This window comes from Spirosoma daeguense (genome assembly GCF_054776875.1).
This window is the reverse complement of the sequence record NZ_BAAHBF010000007.1, coordinates 507,968-522,794: the sequence shown is the minus strand read 5'-3', so window position 1 is coordinate 522,794 and position 14,827 is coordinate 507,968. Positions and strand designations below refer to the sequence as shown.

The 14,827-nt window shown below is 46.8% G+C and carries 11 protein-coding genes; 7 read left to right on the top strand and 4 right to left on the bottom strand.

What is annotated here, in order from left to right:
- Positions 1 to 4: 4 nt before the first annotated feature.
- The 5 genes from ACYVD4_RS23855 to ACYVD4_RS23835 all read left to right on the top strand — a co-directional run bounded on the left by ACYVD4_RS23855 (position 5) and on the right by ACYVD4_RS23835 (position 7,895).
- On the top strand, positions 5 to 1,249 hold the full coding sequence (locus tag ACYVD4_RS23855) for an amidohydrolase/deacetylase family metallohydrolase (protein ID WP_460950011.1): 1,245 nt from the start codon (positions 5 to 7) through the stop codon (positions 1,247 to 1,249).
- A 95-nt stretch (positions 1,250 to 1,344) separates the two neighbouring features.
- A complete protein-coding gene (locus ACYVD4_RS23850; RefSeq protein WP_460950010.1) occupies positions 1,345 to 1,815 on the top strand; it encodes a RidA family protein in 471 nt (156 codons plus the stop codon).
- Between the two features lie 165 nt (positions 1,816 to 1,980).
- Positions 1,981 to 2,694 (top strand): class I SAM-dependent methyltransferase, encoded by a 714-nt coding sequence (locus ACYVD4_RS23845; protein ID WP_460950008.1) that lies wholly within the window; start codon positions 1,981 to 1,983, stop codon positions 2,692 to 2,694.
- A gap of 572 nt (positions 2,695 to 3,266) precedes the next feature.
- Positions 3,267 to 6,380, top strand: coding sequence for a SusC/RagA family TonB-linked outer membrane protein (locus ACYVD4_RS23840; RefSeq protein WP_460950007.1), 3,114 nt, complete (start codon positions 3,267 to 3,269; stop codon positions 6,378 to 6,380).
- A gap of 24 nt (positions 6,381 to 6,404) precedes the next feature.
- Positions 6,405 to 7,895 carry a RagB/SusD family nutrient uptake outer membrane protein gene (locus ACYVD4_RS23835; RefSeq protein WP_460950005.1) on the top strand — a complete coding sequence of 497 codons (1,491 nt, stop codon included), beginning with the start codon at positions 6,405 to 6,407 and terminating at the stop codon, positions 7,893 to 7,895.
- Between the two features lie 58 nt (positions 7,896 to 7,953).
- On the opposite strand, the gene ACYVD4_RS23830 is transcribed toward ACYVD4_RS23835, so the two are convergent.
- Together ACYVD4_RS23830 and ACYVD4_RS23825 are read right to left on the bottom strand one after the other, a co-directional pair.
- Entirely contained in the window at positions 7,954 to 8,415 is a 462-nt protein-coding gene (locus ACYVD4_RS23830) for a hypothetical protein (protein WP_460950004.1), read from the bottom strand.
- Positions 8,416 to 8,485: 70 nt separating this feature from the next.
- A complete protein-coding gene (locus ACYVD4_RS23825; RefSeq protein WP_460950002.1) occupies positions 8,486 to 9,721 on the bottom strand; it encodes a DUF2264 domain-containing protein in 1,236 nt (411 codons plus the stop codon).
- Positions 9,722 to 9,870: 149 nt separating this feature from the next.
- Here ACYVD4_RS23825 and ACYVD4_RS23820 point away from each other — a divergent pair, with 149 nt between their 5' ends.
- Positions 9,871 to 11,634, top strand: a complete 1,764-nt coding sequence (locus ACYVD4_RS23820; protein WP_460950000.1) for an ABC transporter ATP-binding protein — start codon at positions 9,871 to 9,873, stop codon at positions 11,632 to 11,634.
- 65 nt (positions 11,635 to 11,699) lie between these two features.
- Positions 11,700 to 12,323 carry a Uma2 family endonuclease gene (locus ACYVD4_RS23815; protein WP_460949998.1) on the top strand — a complete coding sequence of 208 codons (624 nt, stop codon included), beginning with the start codon at positions 11,700 to 11,702 and terminating at the stop codon, positions 12,321 to 12,323.
- 10 nt (positions 12,324 to 12,333) lie between these two features.
- Here the strand turns inward: ACYVD4_RS23815 and ACYVD4_RS23810 are convergent, their stop codons facing one another.
- A complete protein-coding gene (locus tag ACYVD4_RS23810) occupies positions 12,334 to 12,678 on the bottom strand; it encodes a hypothetical protein (protein ID WP_460949996.1) in 345 nt (114 codons plus the stop codon).
- A 69-nt stretch (positions 12,679 to 12,747) separates the two neighbouring features.
- On the bottom strand, positions 12,748 to 14,826 hold the full coding sequence (locus tag ACYVD4_RS23805) for a fibronectin type III domain-containing protein (RefSeq protein WP_460949994.1): 2,079 nt from the start codon (positions 14,824 to 14,826) through the stop codon (positions 12,748 to 12,750).
- Position 14,827: the final 1 nt, after the last annotated feature.

Sequence of the window (14,827 nt, the reverse complement as noted above, 5' to 3'; positions counted from 1 at the left end):
CCTTATGAAAAAAATCATTACGTTTATAACATGTATATGTCTGAGCTTTTTATGTAATGCGCAGACGTACACGCTCCTGATCAAGGGAGGCCGTCTGATCGATACGAAGAACAACATTGATGCCGTGATGGACGTAGCGATTACCGACGGAAAAATTACGCAGGTAGCGAAATCCATCGACCCAAAACTGGCCCGTCAGGTTGTTGACGCGAAAGGTATGCTGGTAACGCCCGGCCTGATCGACATTCATGGGCACGTATTTCACGGCACTGAAGTCAATCACTACCTGAGCAACGGTCTGTATGCCTTAGCTCCAGACGGCTATACCTTCCGGGTGGGCGTAACGACCATTGTGGATGCAGGTGGCGCTGGCTGGAAATCGTTTGATATGTTCAAACAGAACGTTATTCTAACGGCCAAAACTCGTGTGCTTTCGTTCATGAACATCGTGGGCGAAGGAATGCGCGGAGGCAAGTACGAACAGGATACAACCGACATGGATTCCCGGAAAGCAGCCGAAGTTGCGCTGGCGAACAAAAACGACGTAGTGGGTTTTAAAGTAGCGCATTATCAGGGGTCAAGCTGGGCCCCCGTCGATCATGCCGTTGCCGCTGGTAAACTCGCCGATATGCCCGTCATGGTCGATTTTGGCGGCAGTCAGCCTCCACTACCGCTGGCCGATCTGTTTCTGAAACACCTGCGTCCCGGCGACATTTTCACCCATACTTACACGCTATTGCCCAACAACGTCCGCGAAACGATTGTCGATGAAGCGACGCAGACGGTTAAACCGTTTGCGCTGGAAGCCCGTAAACGAGGACTCGTATTCGATGTTGGGTATGGTGGAGCGAGCTTCAATTTCTCGCAGGCCATTCCTGCCCTGAAAAACAAATTTTATCCCACTACCATCAGTACCGATCTGCATACGGGTAGTATGAACGGCTCGATGAAAGACATCCTGAGTATTATGTCGAAGTTTGTGGCTATGGGCGAAGATGTTCCGAGTGTGATCAAAGCCACAACCTGGTCGCCCGCACAGGTGATCAAACGCGAAAATCTGGGCCATCTGTCGGTTGGTGCCATTGCCGACGTAGCGATTCTGAGTATGCGTCAGGGCGATTTTGGCTTCTACGACAAAACCGGATTTAAGCTGAAAGGGAAACAGAAATTTGAATGCGAAATGACGATCAAAGGAGGTAAAATTGTCTATGACCTCAATGGAATCGTCAGCCCAATGGGCCTGAATTAATTAACGTAGCATTACCTCAAAACCTGCTGCTCCGGCAGGTGCCTGTGATAACGCAACAAAACCAAAGTGCTAATTATTAACCGTTAACGTATCGTATGAAAACCGAACGCCGTTCCATTTTAAAACGTCTTTTTGCTTCAGTTGCCGGAGCTGTTGGTCTGGGTGCTGCCACCAAAGCCGTAGCCGAACCAACCACAGAAACCGCCGTCCAGAAAGAAGTCTTTAATGTTGTTAACCACAATGACGTACCGCTCTTCTCTGGCTCTACCAAACTGGGAAATCTGGTATTTGTTGCGGGCAAAGGCTACCACAAAGAGGGAGACATTAAGGTTCATACCGACGAAGTGTTGAAAGAACTGGAGAAGGAGCTGATTAAAGCAGGTTCGTCGATGGAAAAAGTGCTGAAAGTAAGCGTTTTCCTACATGATCTGAACGATTACAAAGCCATGAACGAGGTCTATAAAGGCCGCTTTGGCAGTAAACCTCCCGTACGTACCACAGTGGCCGTATACGGGGGAGTTCCCGGCGATTCGCTGGTTGAGATGGATTGTATTGCCTATATATAAAACGTAGAAACGGCCCGGTACGTCTGTTCATAGTACGTGCCGGGCCAACCTTATTAACTGAACGTAGTAACGCATCGCATTTTAGATTGCTGTTAAGGATAGCTATCTAAAATGCGATGTTTTATTTTGTATCGACCAACTTTTGATAGCACAACAACTCAGCAAATGATTGAACAAAAAATTCTGGATGCCTACGAAGAATTGGCAGCAGCTTACAATAGTTTGATTGACCACAAGCCACATAACGCCTACTACGACAGACCCAATACGCTTAGTCTACTCCCCGACGTAAACGGAAAATCGGTTCTTGATGCCGCCTGTGGGCCGGGTAAATATGCAGAAATCTTACTTGCTCAGGGTGCAGACGTAACGGGTTTCGATATCAGCCCACGCATGGTTGCACTTGCTCAACAACGTAACAATGGCGCTGGTACGTTCTTCATTCATGATTTAAGTAAGCCTTTCACTACGTTAAAAAACGAATCATTCGACGTAGTGCTTTGTGCACTGGCCATGCACTATGTTCAGGACTGGACATTGACTATTCAGGAGTATTGTCGCGTACTCAAACCTAAAGGCCAACTAATTATCTCCATCGAACACCCATTCTTCGAGTTCAATTACTTTAAGTCCGAAGCCTATTTCGAGGTTGAGCCGGTGAAATGTCTCTGGTCGGGATTTGGCAAACCCGTAGAGGTGAATAGTTTTCGCAGACCGCTTTCGGCCTGTATTACGCCGTTTACCGAAAACGGATTTTATATTGATAAGCTAATTGAGCCTAAGCCGGTAGAGGAATTTCAGAAATATGACCCAAAACACTTTAATGAACTAAATGAATTCCCGGCGTTTATGTGTCTGAGAGCTTGTAAACGAGATTGAGTAATTAAAGACGTATATATTTCCTATTATTTCCTGATAATACTTTGGTGGTATTGTTTCGTCAATAATACCACCAAAGTATTATCAAATTTTTTATAGTTCTCAGATTCATTTCAATATAAATTAACCATAATCTTAATTAAACACTATAAACGCAACCAGATACTTGCTACATTCAAAAGTGACATTTAATGAAATAATTACATTTTAATTATTACTTAACATATCAAACCTATTATTGAAAATTCTCTAATCTTTATCCATTTTTAATGTTATTCTTTTCAAGAAAAACCTAAAATCCTGCAAAACGGTATAATAAAATAGGTTAACTAATTCGATTCATAGCATTATCTATTGAATAAACTCGGAATTACACAAAAGGTTAAAAGAACCAGATATGATATAAGTAGCATATATACCAAATATATTTTTCCTACAGAGCACTATCTACATATTAAATTTGTCCAATTATATTTGTGGCTTATTTTTCAAAAACTTTCTTAACTATGCACAAAACTTTATTAAGTCTTCTACTATTTATTGCAACAAGTAGTTACTTGTACGCGCAAACAATGGTACGAGGAACCGTGACCTCATCGGCCGACGGTTCAATGCTGCCCGGTGTTAGTGTTCTGGTAAAAGGCACTTCGGTCGGTACTGTCACAGACAGTGAAGGTAAATTCTCCATCAACATTCCACAAAATTCGTCAACACTCATCTTGAGCTTTATTGGTTTCGTTAGTCAGGAAGTCGACATAGCCAATAAATCAACAATCAACGTAACCCTCGCCGAGGAAAGCAGATTCCTGAACGAAGTAATGGTGGTGGGTTATGGTACCGTCAACAAAGAAACGCACGTAGGTTCGTCGGCACAGATTAAAGCCATCGACATTGGGAATCGGCCTAACTCGAACGCATTAAATGCACTGATTGGCGCTGCTCCAGGCGTTCAGGTAACTCAGGCAGGTGGTGCACCTGGTTCAGCTCCTACCATTCGGGTGCGGGGGTTTGGCTCGATTTCGGCTTCAAATGATGCGCTTTACGTTGTCGATGGTGTTCCGTACAACATGAGTACGTCCACCATCAACCCGGAAGATATTGAGTCGATTAACGTATTGAAAGATGCGTCGACAACCGCGATTTACGGTTCAAGGGGTGCCAACGGGGTGGTGATGATCACGACAAAAAAAGGCAAAAACAACCGGAACAACCTGACATTCAACGCGTCTGTTGGTGCTATTTCGCGGGGTTTGCCTGAGTATGAAACCGTTTCGGCGCAGGAGTATTATCCGCTGATGTGGGAAGTACAACGGAACACGCTGCAATATGGCTCACTGAAAATTCCTCGTGATGTTGCCAGCAGCATTGCCTCCGGCCTGACCACAACTTACGACGGACGTGCTTATACAGGCGTGTATGATCTGTTGAAATACAATCCATTTAACGTACCAAACAACCAGATTGTCGGTGTAAACGGCACGCTAAACCCGAGTGCGCAATTACTGTATCCAGAAGATCTGAGCTGGGTAAATGGGGTTCAGCAAGGCGGCAAAAGCCGACAGAACTACAGCCTTTCGTATGATGGCGGTAGTGCCAAATCAGACTACTACGTATCGATTGGCTACACCAAAGATCAGGGTTACTTACTTAAGTCTGATTTTGAACGCTTTACAGGACGTATCAGCGTCAACAGCCAGCCTACAACCTGGTTTAAGACTGGTTTGAACCTGACCGGTACGTATAGCCGTGCCAATACCGATGCTGGTAGCGATGGTGGTACGTCGTTTATCAACCCGTTCTTTATTTCCCGTTTTATTGGCCCGATTTATCCGATTCACCGGCACGACCCAACTACGGGCGCTTACGTATTGGATCAAAACGGAAATCAGATCTACGACATGGGCGATACGCGTCCTTACTCGAGCGGTCGGCACACGATCTGGGAAAACGAACTGAACGACCGCAAACAAATGCGCGGAGTGATCGGCGGACGTACCTATGCTACGTTGAATCTGTTCCCCGGTTTCAAAGCGACGTCGAACGTGAGCTTCGATTTGCAGGATACTCATTACCGCACCTACGATAACCCAATCATTGGCGATGGCGCTCCGGCTGGTCGGGCAGGCAACAATCTTTACCGCACTACTACCGTTACGTTCAACCAGTTACTCGAATACGACAAATCGTTTGGCAAGCACAACCTGAACGTATTGGGTGGTCACGAGAACTATTCGTACAAGTATAACTCGCTGACGGGTTCGCGTTCGGGCGTTATTGTCGATGGTATTACGGAACTGGTCAACTTTGCGTCGGTACTGGGCGTTTCGTCGTTCGAAGATAATTATACCATCGAAAGCTTCTTCTCCAGAGCCAATTACGATTTCGACAAAAAGTATATTCTGAGTGCTACGTTACGTAGAGACGGCAACTCAAAATTCTACAAAGACGTTCGTTGGGCTAACTTCTGGTCGGTAGGGGCTGCGTATAACCTCGAAAAAGAGAAGTTTTTCCAGGTGCCCTGGATTGATCTGTTGAAAGTACGCACCTCGTATGGCGTAGTTGGAAACGAAAACCTCGGCGACGATATCGGTCTGTATCCGTATCAGGCATTGTATACGCTTGGACGTAACAACAACGCGGAGCCAGGTTTCACGCAGGCATCTATCGCCAACAATTCGCTGACTTGGGAAACGGCTAAAAACTTCGACTTCGGTGTCGATTTCAGCTTGTTCAACAGCCGGTTGTCGGGTAGCATCGAGTATTTCAACCGAAATACGGATGGTCTGATTTTCCAGGTTCCGCTGGCGCTGTCGAATGGCGGTACGTATAGTGATGGTGGCTTTAGAATTCCAAGTAACATTGGTAGTCTGTATAACCGGGGTTTCGAAATTCAACTCGGTGGCGATGTGATCAGAACATCTGATTTCAAATATTCGGTTACGCTGAACTGGACTACGTTGAAAAACCAGATCACCAAAATGCCCGAAAACCAGAAGCTGATTCAATCGGGCACCAAAGGCTACAGCGTTGGTCACTCGATTTACGACTTCTACCTACGTGAGTTCTGGGGCGTTGATTCAGAAACGGGTACGTCACTCTACCGCACCAACACCATGACGACCAACGCCAAAATTATGAATGGTGATACGTTAACGCCAATCATAGCGGAGGCCAACTATCGGTATACTGGTTTTTCGTCGATTCCGAAGTTCTATGGCTCGATCAACAATAATCTGTCATACAAAGGATTAACACTTAGTGTTATTCTAACCTATCAGGTTGGCGGTAAAGTATACGACGGCGGTTATGCGTCGCTGATGCACGGTGGCAATTACGGAACGGCTATGCACAAAGACGCTTTCAAACGTTGGCAGAAAGAGGGGGACATCACGTCTGTTCCTCGTTTCGACAACGGTAACGTAACAAACCAGACAGGGCAAAGCACCCGTTTCCTCACCGATGCGTCATTCCTGCAAATCAATAACGTTACGTTAAGTTATGCACTTCCTAAACTGGTTCTGAACAAACTAGGTGCCAAATCGGCCAGTGTATTCTTTACTGGCGAAAACCTGGCTCTATTCTCGGCGCGGGTAGGTATGAACGTAACGGGTAACTTCAACGGTACGGTCGACAATACCTACAACTTCAACCGGGTTCTTTCGGCGGGTGCACGCTTTGGTTTTTAATAAAGACGTTAACGATTTCGAACAATGAAGAATCTAATCATAAAAGGACTTCTGGGCATTGCAGTAGCGGGTTCGCTCTTTAGCTGTGAGCCAGACTATATGGAAACAACGCCAACGAACCAGGTTTCGACGGCCGATGCTTTTACTACTACCAAAAATGCCTGGGCTGCGCTGAACGGTATTCACCGGATTATGTACTCGCAGATTTTCGGTACGCAGGCGCAGGGTGGTCAATCGGGTAACATGTTGTATATGGACATAATGGGCGAAGACGTAGTGTTCCCGAATGCCTCCAATACGTGGCTGCTCCCCGAATATCGCTGGATTAACCACCGCAACCCGTCGGCCGCGTCGGCGAACTACAATTACACGTTTTACTACGTGATTATTGGGAATGCGAACATGATTATTGCCAATATCGATAATGCTGCGGGTACGGATGCCGAGAAAAAAGCGATTAAAGCCGAAGCATTAACGTATCGGGCATGGGCACATTTTCAGGTCGTTCAGTTATACGGAGCCCGATTTGTGGCGGGGACAGCCAACGATGGATTAGGTATTCCGATTGTGCTGGAAGCGAAAACGACACCAACGCCACGTAGCAAGGTATCGGAGGTATATACCCAGATCAATAAAGATATTGACGAAGCAATCAGTCTCTTCACGGGCTACACCCGTATGAACAAATCGCACTTCGACATAAACGTAGCGAAGGGCATTAAAGCACGTATTGCGCTTACGCAACAGGATTACGCTACGGCAGCAACGATGGCGAAAGAAGCGCGCGCAAGCTTCCCGCTCATGTCGAATACGCAGTATCTGGCTGGCTTCAACGATTACACCAATCCAGAATGGATGTGGTCGTCACGGATTGTAGCCGATCAGACCAACTTCTTCTATTCGTTTTTTGCGTACATGTCGAACAACTATAGCTCTACGGTGATCCGTTCTGCCCCTAAAGTGATGTTCTCGGCCCTATACAGCAAAATCAGAGCAACCGATGTTCGTAAAAGACTATGGGATTCTACCGGCACAAACACCGTCGATTTTCCGCTACCACTTTCTACATTCCAGCGGTTCAAGTACCATCCCAAAAAATTCCGAGTGGCCGATCCGTCGCTTAGTATTGGTGACGTACCGTACATGCGTGCTGCTGAGATGTATCTAATTGAAGCCGAAGCACTTGCTCGTCAGGGTAAAGATGCCGATGCCGCAACCGCCCTGTTTCCCCTCGCTGTTAACCGTGATCCGAGTTATGTAAAATCGACCAGAACCGGCGCGGCTTTAATTGATGAAATCATGACACAACGTCGGGTTGAACTCTGGGGCGAAGGCTTCCGTTTCTACGATTTAAAACGGACGAATGCTCCACTAAATCGGAACGGTGGCAATCACAATGCTTCGTATAACAATGGCGTGTTCGAAGTTCCAGCCAACGATATAAGATGGCAATTCCTGATTCCGCAGGACGAAATCAACAATACAAACGGTGTGGTTGTGCAGAATCCGCAGTAACAATACGTTCCAGAGGTTTTCTAAATGAGAAAGGCAGCCAACTGGCTGCCTTTCTCATTTAGAACTTTTGAGCTTGTTCATCGATGCGTAAAGCCCGCTGTCGACTGCCTACTATTTTACCATCCAGCGTTTTACTAAATTTCTTCACAGTTTCGTCAACAAGCATGTTATTCCCCACATGCCTTCTCTCGACAATTTCATATTCGATCACGTCATTTATACGTAGCACCTGATAAAATGAATTCCTGTAGCATCGCCACACCCTGCCTTTCCCGTCTGAATATCCCCAGATATCTTTTTTAGAAATTTTCTTGCGCTCGCCATTTTGCAACGTAAAGCGTAACGATTTATCCAGAAAAAAGTCCCTTCCTTTTATGCGGGTAATCGAATCAGAAAGACTGGTTGTGTTCAAATCGGCGCTGGAATAGAGAATCTGATTCGGCTGCAAGGCCAATCTTGTTCCTAGTTCGGGCGCACAGCCAGCCAACGCTACCAGAACCAACAAGATAAGTTTATTCATGATCGTATAGTTAGGATTACAAGCACTCGTATGAATATAACAAAAGCAAAAATGTTTGTACCTAACCTGATTACCCTTTAAGCGCATGATCAACGTTCACGTTCTGCCCCGACCATATTTTTTTGGCCGTCCAGTCAGCCGGAGGTTCGGCCCAGAAAGTGTCCGAAGCTGGCAAACCCAGTGGTAAAAACGCAACCGAACACAGATACAAACTACCCGTTGAAATATAGGTTTCGCCGATGGCTGGCTGGTGACCACACAATCCAATCTGGAGCCAGCCTTTTGCGTCGAACGTAGCGGGAGCATCCATTGTCCGGTGCATCACGGCGGTCAATGCCGAACGTACCTGCGCGGGAGATAATTCAGATGGTAAATTTTTCTGCAACGCCACCTGAGCCAGCAACTGAAACGCCCCACACCGATACGCCAACGACCGACCAAAAGCCGCAAAGGAGCCATCGGGGGCAATCAGTCGCTCCTGAATCATAGCGTAACGCTGGGCACGCGCCAGCAACGTATCGTATAAGGTTTTATCAGCTTTTTTCGCATCGACCAGTACGTTCACTACGTCGAGCAACATCGGCTGAATCACGTAGCTGTTGTAGTAATCCCAGTGAAAATCAGGCCCATCGCCATAAGCACCATCACCTTTATACCACGCCTGATGCTGACGAATGGCGTAGTCCATCCGTAGTTCATCACCCGAACCCGTGTATTTCAACAGAGCCGCTTCGACCATGGCACTAAACAATAGCCAGTTATTATAACCGGGTTTGATAACCCGACTCGCCTGCAACGCTTTTACTACGTTAGCCTGTTCATCGGGACGTAGTGCGTTCCAGAGTTTAGGCGAACGTAGCAACCCATGCGCCAGAAATGCGGCATCGACCAACGGTTGTCCGCCTTTCGTAAAATTCAGATAATCGGGCGATTGCGGATTGACACCGTTGGCAATTGCCTGATGGGCTAGATCAAAATACCGCTTGCGTAAGCGACCTTCCGCCGAATCATCAGCATCCAATTCAAGCCAGGGAGCAATGCCAGCCAGCGTTCTACCCAACGCTTCCAGATGCGATACAAGAATCCGACTGGCTTGTTGCCCCGGTGCATACTCAATCGGCATAGTCGCTTTTAACTGATTTTTTGCCAATGCGCCCAATACCGGATCGGCAATCTTTTGTATAAGCTGTACCCAATACGTTCGGTCGTCGCTGTCGGCTGACGCAATTTCTGGATATGGCAACTTCCCAACAGAAAAACCAGCGGGCAACGTAGCAGCTAATCGGGTAAATGTTCGTCGATTCATCAGCATCAAAAGCAGAAATTTACCACTAAAAGCAGCTTTTTACCTTCTTTTTACTGGTTGAAAGGCACAATAGCTAAAGCCAGCGCAGAAGCTGAAACGTTCGTTCTGAAAACGCTGTTACGTGTTTAAACTCGCCATTTTATTTTCCTGTGAGCAACGAACAATCGCCGTCTGGTCGTATTTTCGACTGGGCTATTCTCCGCCGGTTATATGCGTTTGTAAAACCCTATCAGGTTCGGTTTTACCTGCTGATCGGCATCATTCTCCTGTCGGCCTCTTTAGCCCCACTCCTTCCATTACTCATTCGCCACACGATTGACAACGTAATAGCCATCGGTGATTATCAGAAACTTACGCTGATGTTAGTTATTATGATTGGCGTTCTGGTTGTTCAGGCAATCGTTCAGTTTTTCAATACGTATCTGTCGGGCTGGTTAGGTCAGTACGTCATTCGCGATATTCGAACACAGCTCTACAACAAAATTCTGCATCTGCGCCTGAAATTCTTCGACAATACGCCCATCGGTCGGTTAGTGACCCGCGCCATTTCGGACGTAGAAACATTGGCCGACGTATTCAGTGAAGGTATGGCAGCCATTGCGGGCGATATTTTACAGCTAATTCTGATTATCGGCGTGATGTTTTACACCGACTGGCGGCTGGCGGCCATTAGCCTTTCTACCATTCCGTTGATGCTGTTCAGTACGTATGTTTTCAAGGAAAAAATCAAGAAATCGTTCAACGAAGTACGTACTGCCGTTGCTAATCTCAACTCGTTTGTGCAGGAGCATATTACGGGCATGAACATTGTCCAGATTTTTGGCAGTGAAAAAATCGAAGCCGAAAAATTCCGGGTTATCAATGGTGAACATCGGGCGGCCAACATTCGCTCGATTCTGTATTATTCAATCTATTATCCGGTTGCCGATATTATTTCGGCGGTGGCAATTGGCATGGTTGTCTGGTACGGTTCTACCCAAATCATCAACTCCGACGTTACGTTCGGCACGGTCACGGCGTTCGTTATTTTTATCAATCTGTTTTTCCGCCCCATCCGAATGCTGGCCGACCGCTTCAATACGCTTCAGATGGGTATTGTCAGCACCGACCGCATTCTGACCTTGTTAGATAGCGATGAGTTTACGCAGAACAACGGCAAACATACCCCCGCTACGCTTCAGGGCGACGTAGCGTTTAACAATGTCTGGTTTGCTTATAATAATGAAGACTGGGTGTTACGTGACATTTCGTTTCGGGTAAAAGCGGGCGAAACGGTGGCCTTTGTAGGTGCAACCGGTGCGGGCAAATCCTCGATTATAAACCTGCTGAGTCGTTTTTATGACATCAATAAAGGCGAAATCATAGTTGATGGTATTGATGTACACGACTACGAACTGGGTTACCTTCGCCGAAATATTGGCGTCGTTTTGCAGGATGTTTTTCTGTTTTCCGACACGATTGAAAACAACATTACGCTGGGCGATAAAACCATTAGCCGCGAAAAAATTATCGAAGCGGCCAAGCTGGTTGGCGTCCACGACTTTATTGAGCGTTTGCCGGGTGGTTACGAATACAACGTAATGGAACGCGGCTCAACGCTTTCGGTTGGTCAGCGGCAATTGATTTCGTTTGTTCGGGCGATGGTTCAGGACCCGAAAATCATTGTGCTGGACGAAGCTACGTCGTCGGTCGATACCGAAACCGAAGAAATGATTCAGGATGCCATCGGTAAACTGATGAAAGGCCGAACGGCCATTGTTATTGCGCACCGACTCAGCACCATTCAGAAAGCCAATAACATTATTGTGGTCGATAAGGGACTTATCGCCGAACAGGGCACGCACGAAGAACTGCTTCAGCAGGAAGGTTTCTACGCCAACCTCTATCGGATGCAGTATAAGGAAATGGCGTAACAGAATCGTTGTTCTGCCGTTTTCTATATATTTGATAAAACGTTTTACTACGTATGCCTACTCCAATGTCAACCAAAGCTACCGCAACGTCTAAACGGAAAATCCCAGATTATCTGGTTTATGAGGTTATGGACGGCAAGCCCATTTATTACCGGGGCTATCAATCGGTGCTGAACAAAACCAAAACATTGGAGGAAATTATGGGCTGTAGCTCGCTTCAGGCGGAATTGATTAGTTATCTTCTGTCCGTTATTTATGGGTTCGTTGATCGCTCAAAATATCGCGTTTATACTAATGAAATTGGTAACCACATCGATAAAAACAACAATCTTTCGAACGACATTGCCATTTTCGACAAGGCTGTACTGACTTCAGATAAAATCAACAAAAAATATCCCGACGTACCACCCAAGATCGTTATCGAAATTGATACGGAAGCTGACGTTTCAGAATTAACGAGCTTCGGATATGTCTACAAAAAGTCAAAAAAGCTTCTTGATTTTGGGGTAGAACGTATTATCTGGATAATGATCAATACCAAAACCGTTACGGTGATCGAACCTAATCCTAGTGGAGAACCGAGCAACTGGCAGGTAAGCGAATGGGATACCGATATCACGATCATGGATGGCCATACGTTTAACATCGCTCAGTATCTGGCCGACGAAGGAATTGTTGTAGACGAATAAAACTGACGGTTCAGTTACCAAACAACGTTTTCTCTTCGTCGGTACCGGTTCCAGACGATCCCTCAAAAATGACATCGTGACCTGATACATTTGGCGTATCGTTTGTCGGACCGGGGCCTGTTCCATCGAGCGCGTAGGCAATGGATTCGGCTAGTTTATCCGGCGATTTCTCAGTTTCTTTCTGTTCACTATCAGTTTGCTCAACGGGTTTTGGATACTGTTCACCAGCCTGCTGATCAATTACTTCTTCATCAGCTTCTGGGTCATTGTCCAGCCCAGATGGTACCGTATCGACGGACCGGTTGCTTGAATCGTTACCTGTCGAATCGCTGGAGTCGGGCATGAAGTTTCGCATGGTTGTTGGGTTTTGCGTTTAGTAGTAAACTCCTAACCCAACAAGTAGTTTTATACGAACGCTTAAATATCAGCGCACCACCTGCACAAACGAACTCAGTGGCGATTCTCCCCCATCGGCATATACTATTTTTAACGCATATTGATACGTCCCTTTCTGAGCAGATCCATCCTGATAACTTTGTTGCAAAACGGGAACATTATCAATAATCCGAAGCGGCTGTTCGCCAACTTTTCGGTAAATCAGCACACGCCCTGTGCCGCTTCCTGTCCAGCGGAGTTGCACAGGCTGACCAGCCGAAGCACTAACCGTTACGTTGTTAACCCCCTTCCGAACGCCAGAGTCATACGTACGCACCCGTTGCGGAAACGACCTCGGCGACTGATTTTGACTCTCATCAACGGCCACCACTACGTACTGATACTCATGCCGGGGCAAAACCGTACGGTCCACAAACTCCGATTTCATTCTATCAACTTTTGTCAATAGCTGATAGTCAGCGTCTTTCCCTGCCTCTTTTCGGTACAGAAGCTGGCTTACTATGTCATCGCTCGATGAGTTGGCCCAATGCAACGTAACGCTACTGTCGGCAGCCAGGAATTTATCGAATACAGGACTAACGGGCGGTACCCGATCCGGCTTTTTCAGTTCAAGAATTTCAGAATACGGACTAGCCCGACGCGATTTATCAAACGCGACCACGCGGTAATAAATTTTTTCGGACAAGGTACGTAGCGTGATGCTGTCGCGATACGATTCGTCGGCCAGAAAATCGGGCGTAAGTGGCGTAAAGGCATGATCTGGCGCATTGGCTACGTAGACCATATACCCCAGCAAATCGGGTTCGGCGTTACGTTTCCAATTGAGTGCTACGTGACCTGTACTGTCAATTTTGCCACTCAATCCGTCTGGTTTGGCGGGTGCTCCCCGGTCTTTCATCGCTACGTATGCAGGCATTGTTGGTGCTACGTTACCCGCCGTATCGACCGCCGTTACTACGTAGAAATTTCGGTTAAATTCGTTCGCTGTCCGGTCAATAAACGTTGTCGCATTGGGTGGCAATGGCTTATCGGTCATTGGCAGAAAAGGGCCCTCTGAACTGGCGCTTTTACTGACGTTATAACCAGCCAGATCACCCTCACGCGCGGTTTTCGTCCAGCTAAGTTGCACCGTTGAGCCTTCCGTATTTACTGCTTTCAGATTTGTAACGGGCGATGGTGGCACCAAATCATGGCCTATAACAACCAACACCGGCGAAGGAGCAGTCAGATCGCCAAACGGTGTTATACCTATCACCCGGTACTCGTATTTTCGGTAGTTCTGCGGCAATGAATCGTTGATGGTAATCTCGCTTTTCACTTCATCCGGCACATTCGAAAACACCTGCACAAAAGGGCGCGTATTTCGTCGGCGAAACGTTCGTCCGCCATCGTCCGAACGTTCATAATAATAGCCAGTAAAACGCAAATCAGCGTAAATTCTGTTCCATTTTAACCGCACTGAACGGTCGCCGTTTTCGGCTTTTATTTCGGGCAAAGTTGGTAACGGATCGCTTTTATCAGTATCGACATAAACGAGAGCGGTGTCGGACTGAATCTTTTTCTGACTTGTGGGTGCGTAAATTTTGTACAGATATTTCTGTCCTTTCTGAACGGTATGATCCGCTAGCCGAAGCCCCATGCGTTCGGCTTGCGCCGGATAATACGACGCCATCAGCATCGACAGGAAAAAGCGGTTGTCGTTATCGTACTTCACCTGTACTATGGCTCCGAGTGAGTTTCCTGCTGATCCGGCACTACGGTTTTCGAAAGCCATGGTTGCCATCACCGCCCCCATCGTATCCGTTGGTGCATTTTTCTGCCAATCAGCTACTTGCCAGGGCTTTAACGAAAACACTTTCCTCTCCCAACGCTTTGTTGTATCCGTCGAAACAGTATAGCGTTCAACCGTATAGCCTACCTGATTGGCCACTTTCCAAAGCAATTCATTAGTCGGTTGCCAGCGTAATATGACCGAATCGGGCGTAGTTTTGGCTTTTACGATAAACGTATTTTTAGGCTCATTCCCTTTTTTGTTCTGGGCCTGTAGTTGCGGGCAACTTCCTACCCACCCCAACAGTAGCATGGTAAAAACAACGGTACGGTTCATG

Bases quoted from the DNA above. Each gene is read 5' to 3' on its own strand.
- ACYVD4_RS23835 (WP_460950005.1), top strand. From the start codon at position 6,405: ATGAAGAATCTAATCATAAAAGGACTTCTGGGCATTGCAGTAGCGGGT.
- ACYVD4_RS23855 (WP_460950011.1), top strand. From the start codon at position 5: ATGAAAAAAATCATTACGTTTATAACATGTATATGTCTGAGCTTTTTA.
- ACYVD4_RS23805 (WP_460949994.1), bottom strand. From the start codon at position 14,826: ATGAACCGTACCGTTGTTTTTACCATGCTACTGTTGGGGTGGGTAGGA.
- ACYVD4_RS23850 (WP_460950010.1), top strand. From the start codon at position 1,345: ATGAAAACCGAACGCCGTTCCATTTTAAAACGTCTTTTTGCTTCAGTT.
- ACYVD4_RS23840 (WP_460950007.1), top strand. From the start codon at position 3,267: ATGGTACGAGGAACCGTGACCTCATCGGCCGACGGTTCAATGCTGCCC.
- ACYVD4_RS23845 (WP_460950008.1), top strand. From the start codon at position 1,981: ATGATTGAACAAAAAATTCTGGATGCCTACGAAGAATTGGCAGCAGCT.
- ACYVD4_RS23815 (WP_460949998.1), top strand. From the start codon at position 11,700: ATGTCAACCAAAGCTACCGCAACGTCTAAACGGAAAATCCCAGATTAT.
- ACYVD4_RS23825 (WP_460950002.1), bottom strand. From the start codon at position 9,721: ATGAATCGACGAACATTTACCCGATTAGCTGCTACGTTGCCCGCTGGT.
- ACYVD4_RS23830 (WP_460950004.1), bottom strand. From the start codon at position 8,415: ATGAATAAACTTATCTTGTTGGTTCTGGTAGCGTTGGCTGGCTGTGCG.
- ACYVD4_RS23810 (WP_460949996.1), bottom strand. From the start codon at position 12,678: ATGCGAAACTTCATGCCCGACTCCAGCGATTCGACAGGTAACGATTCA.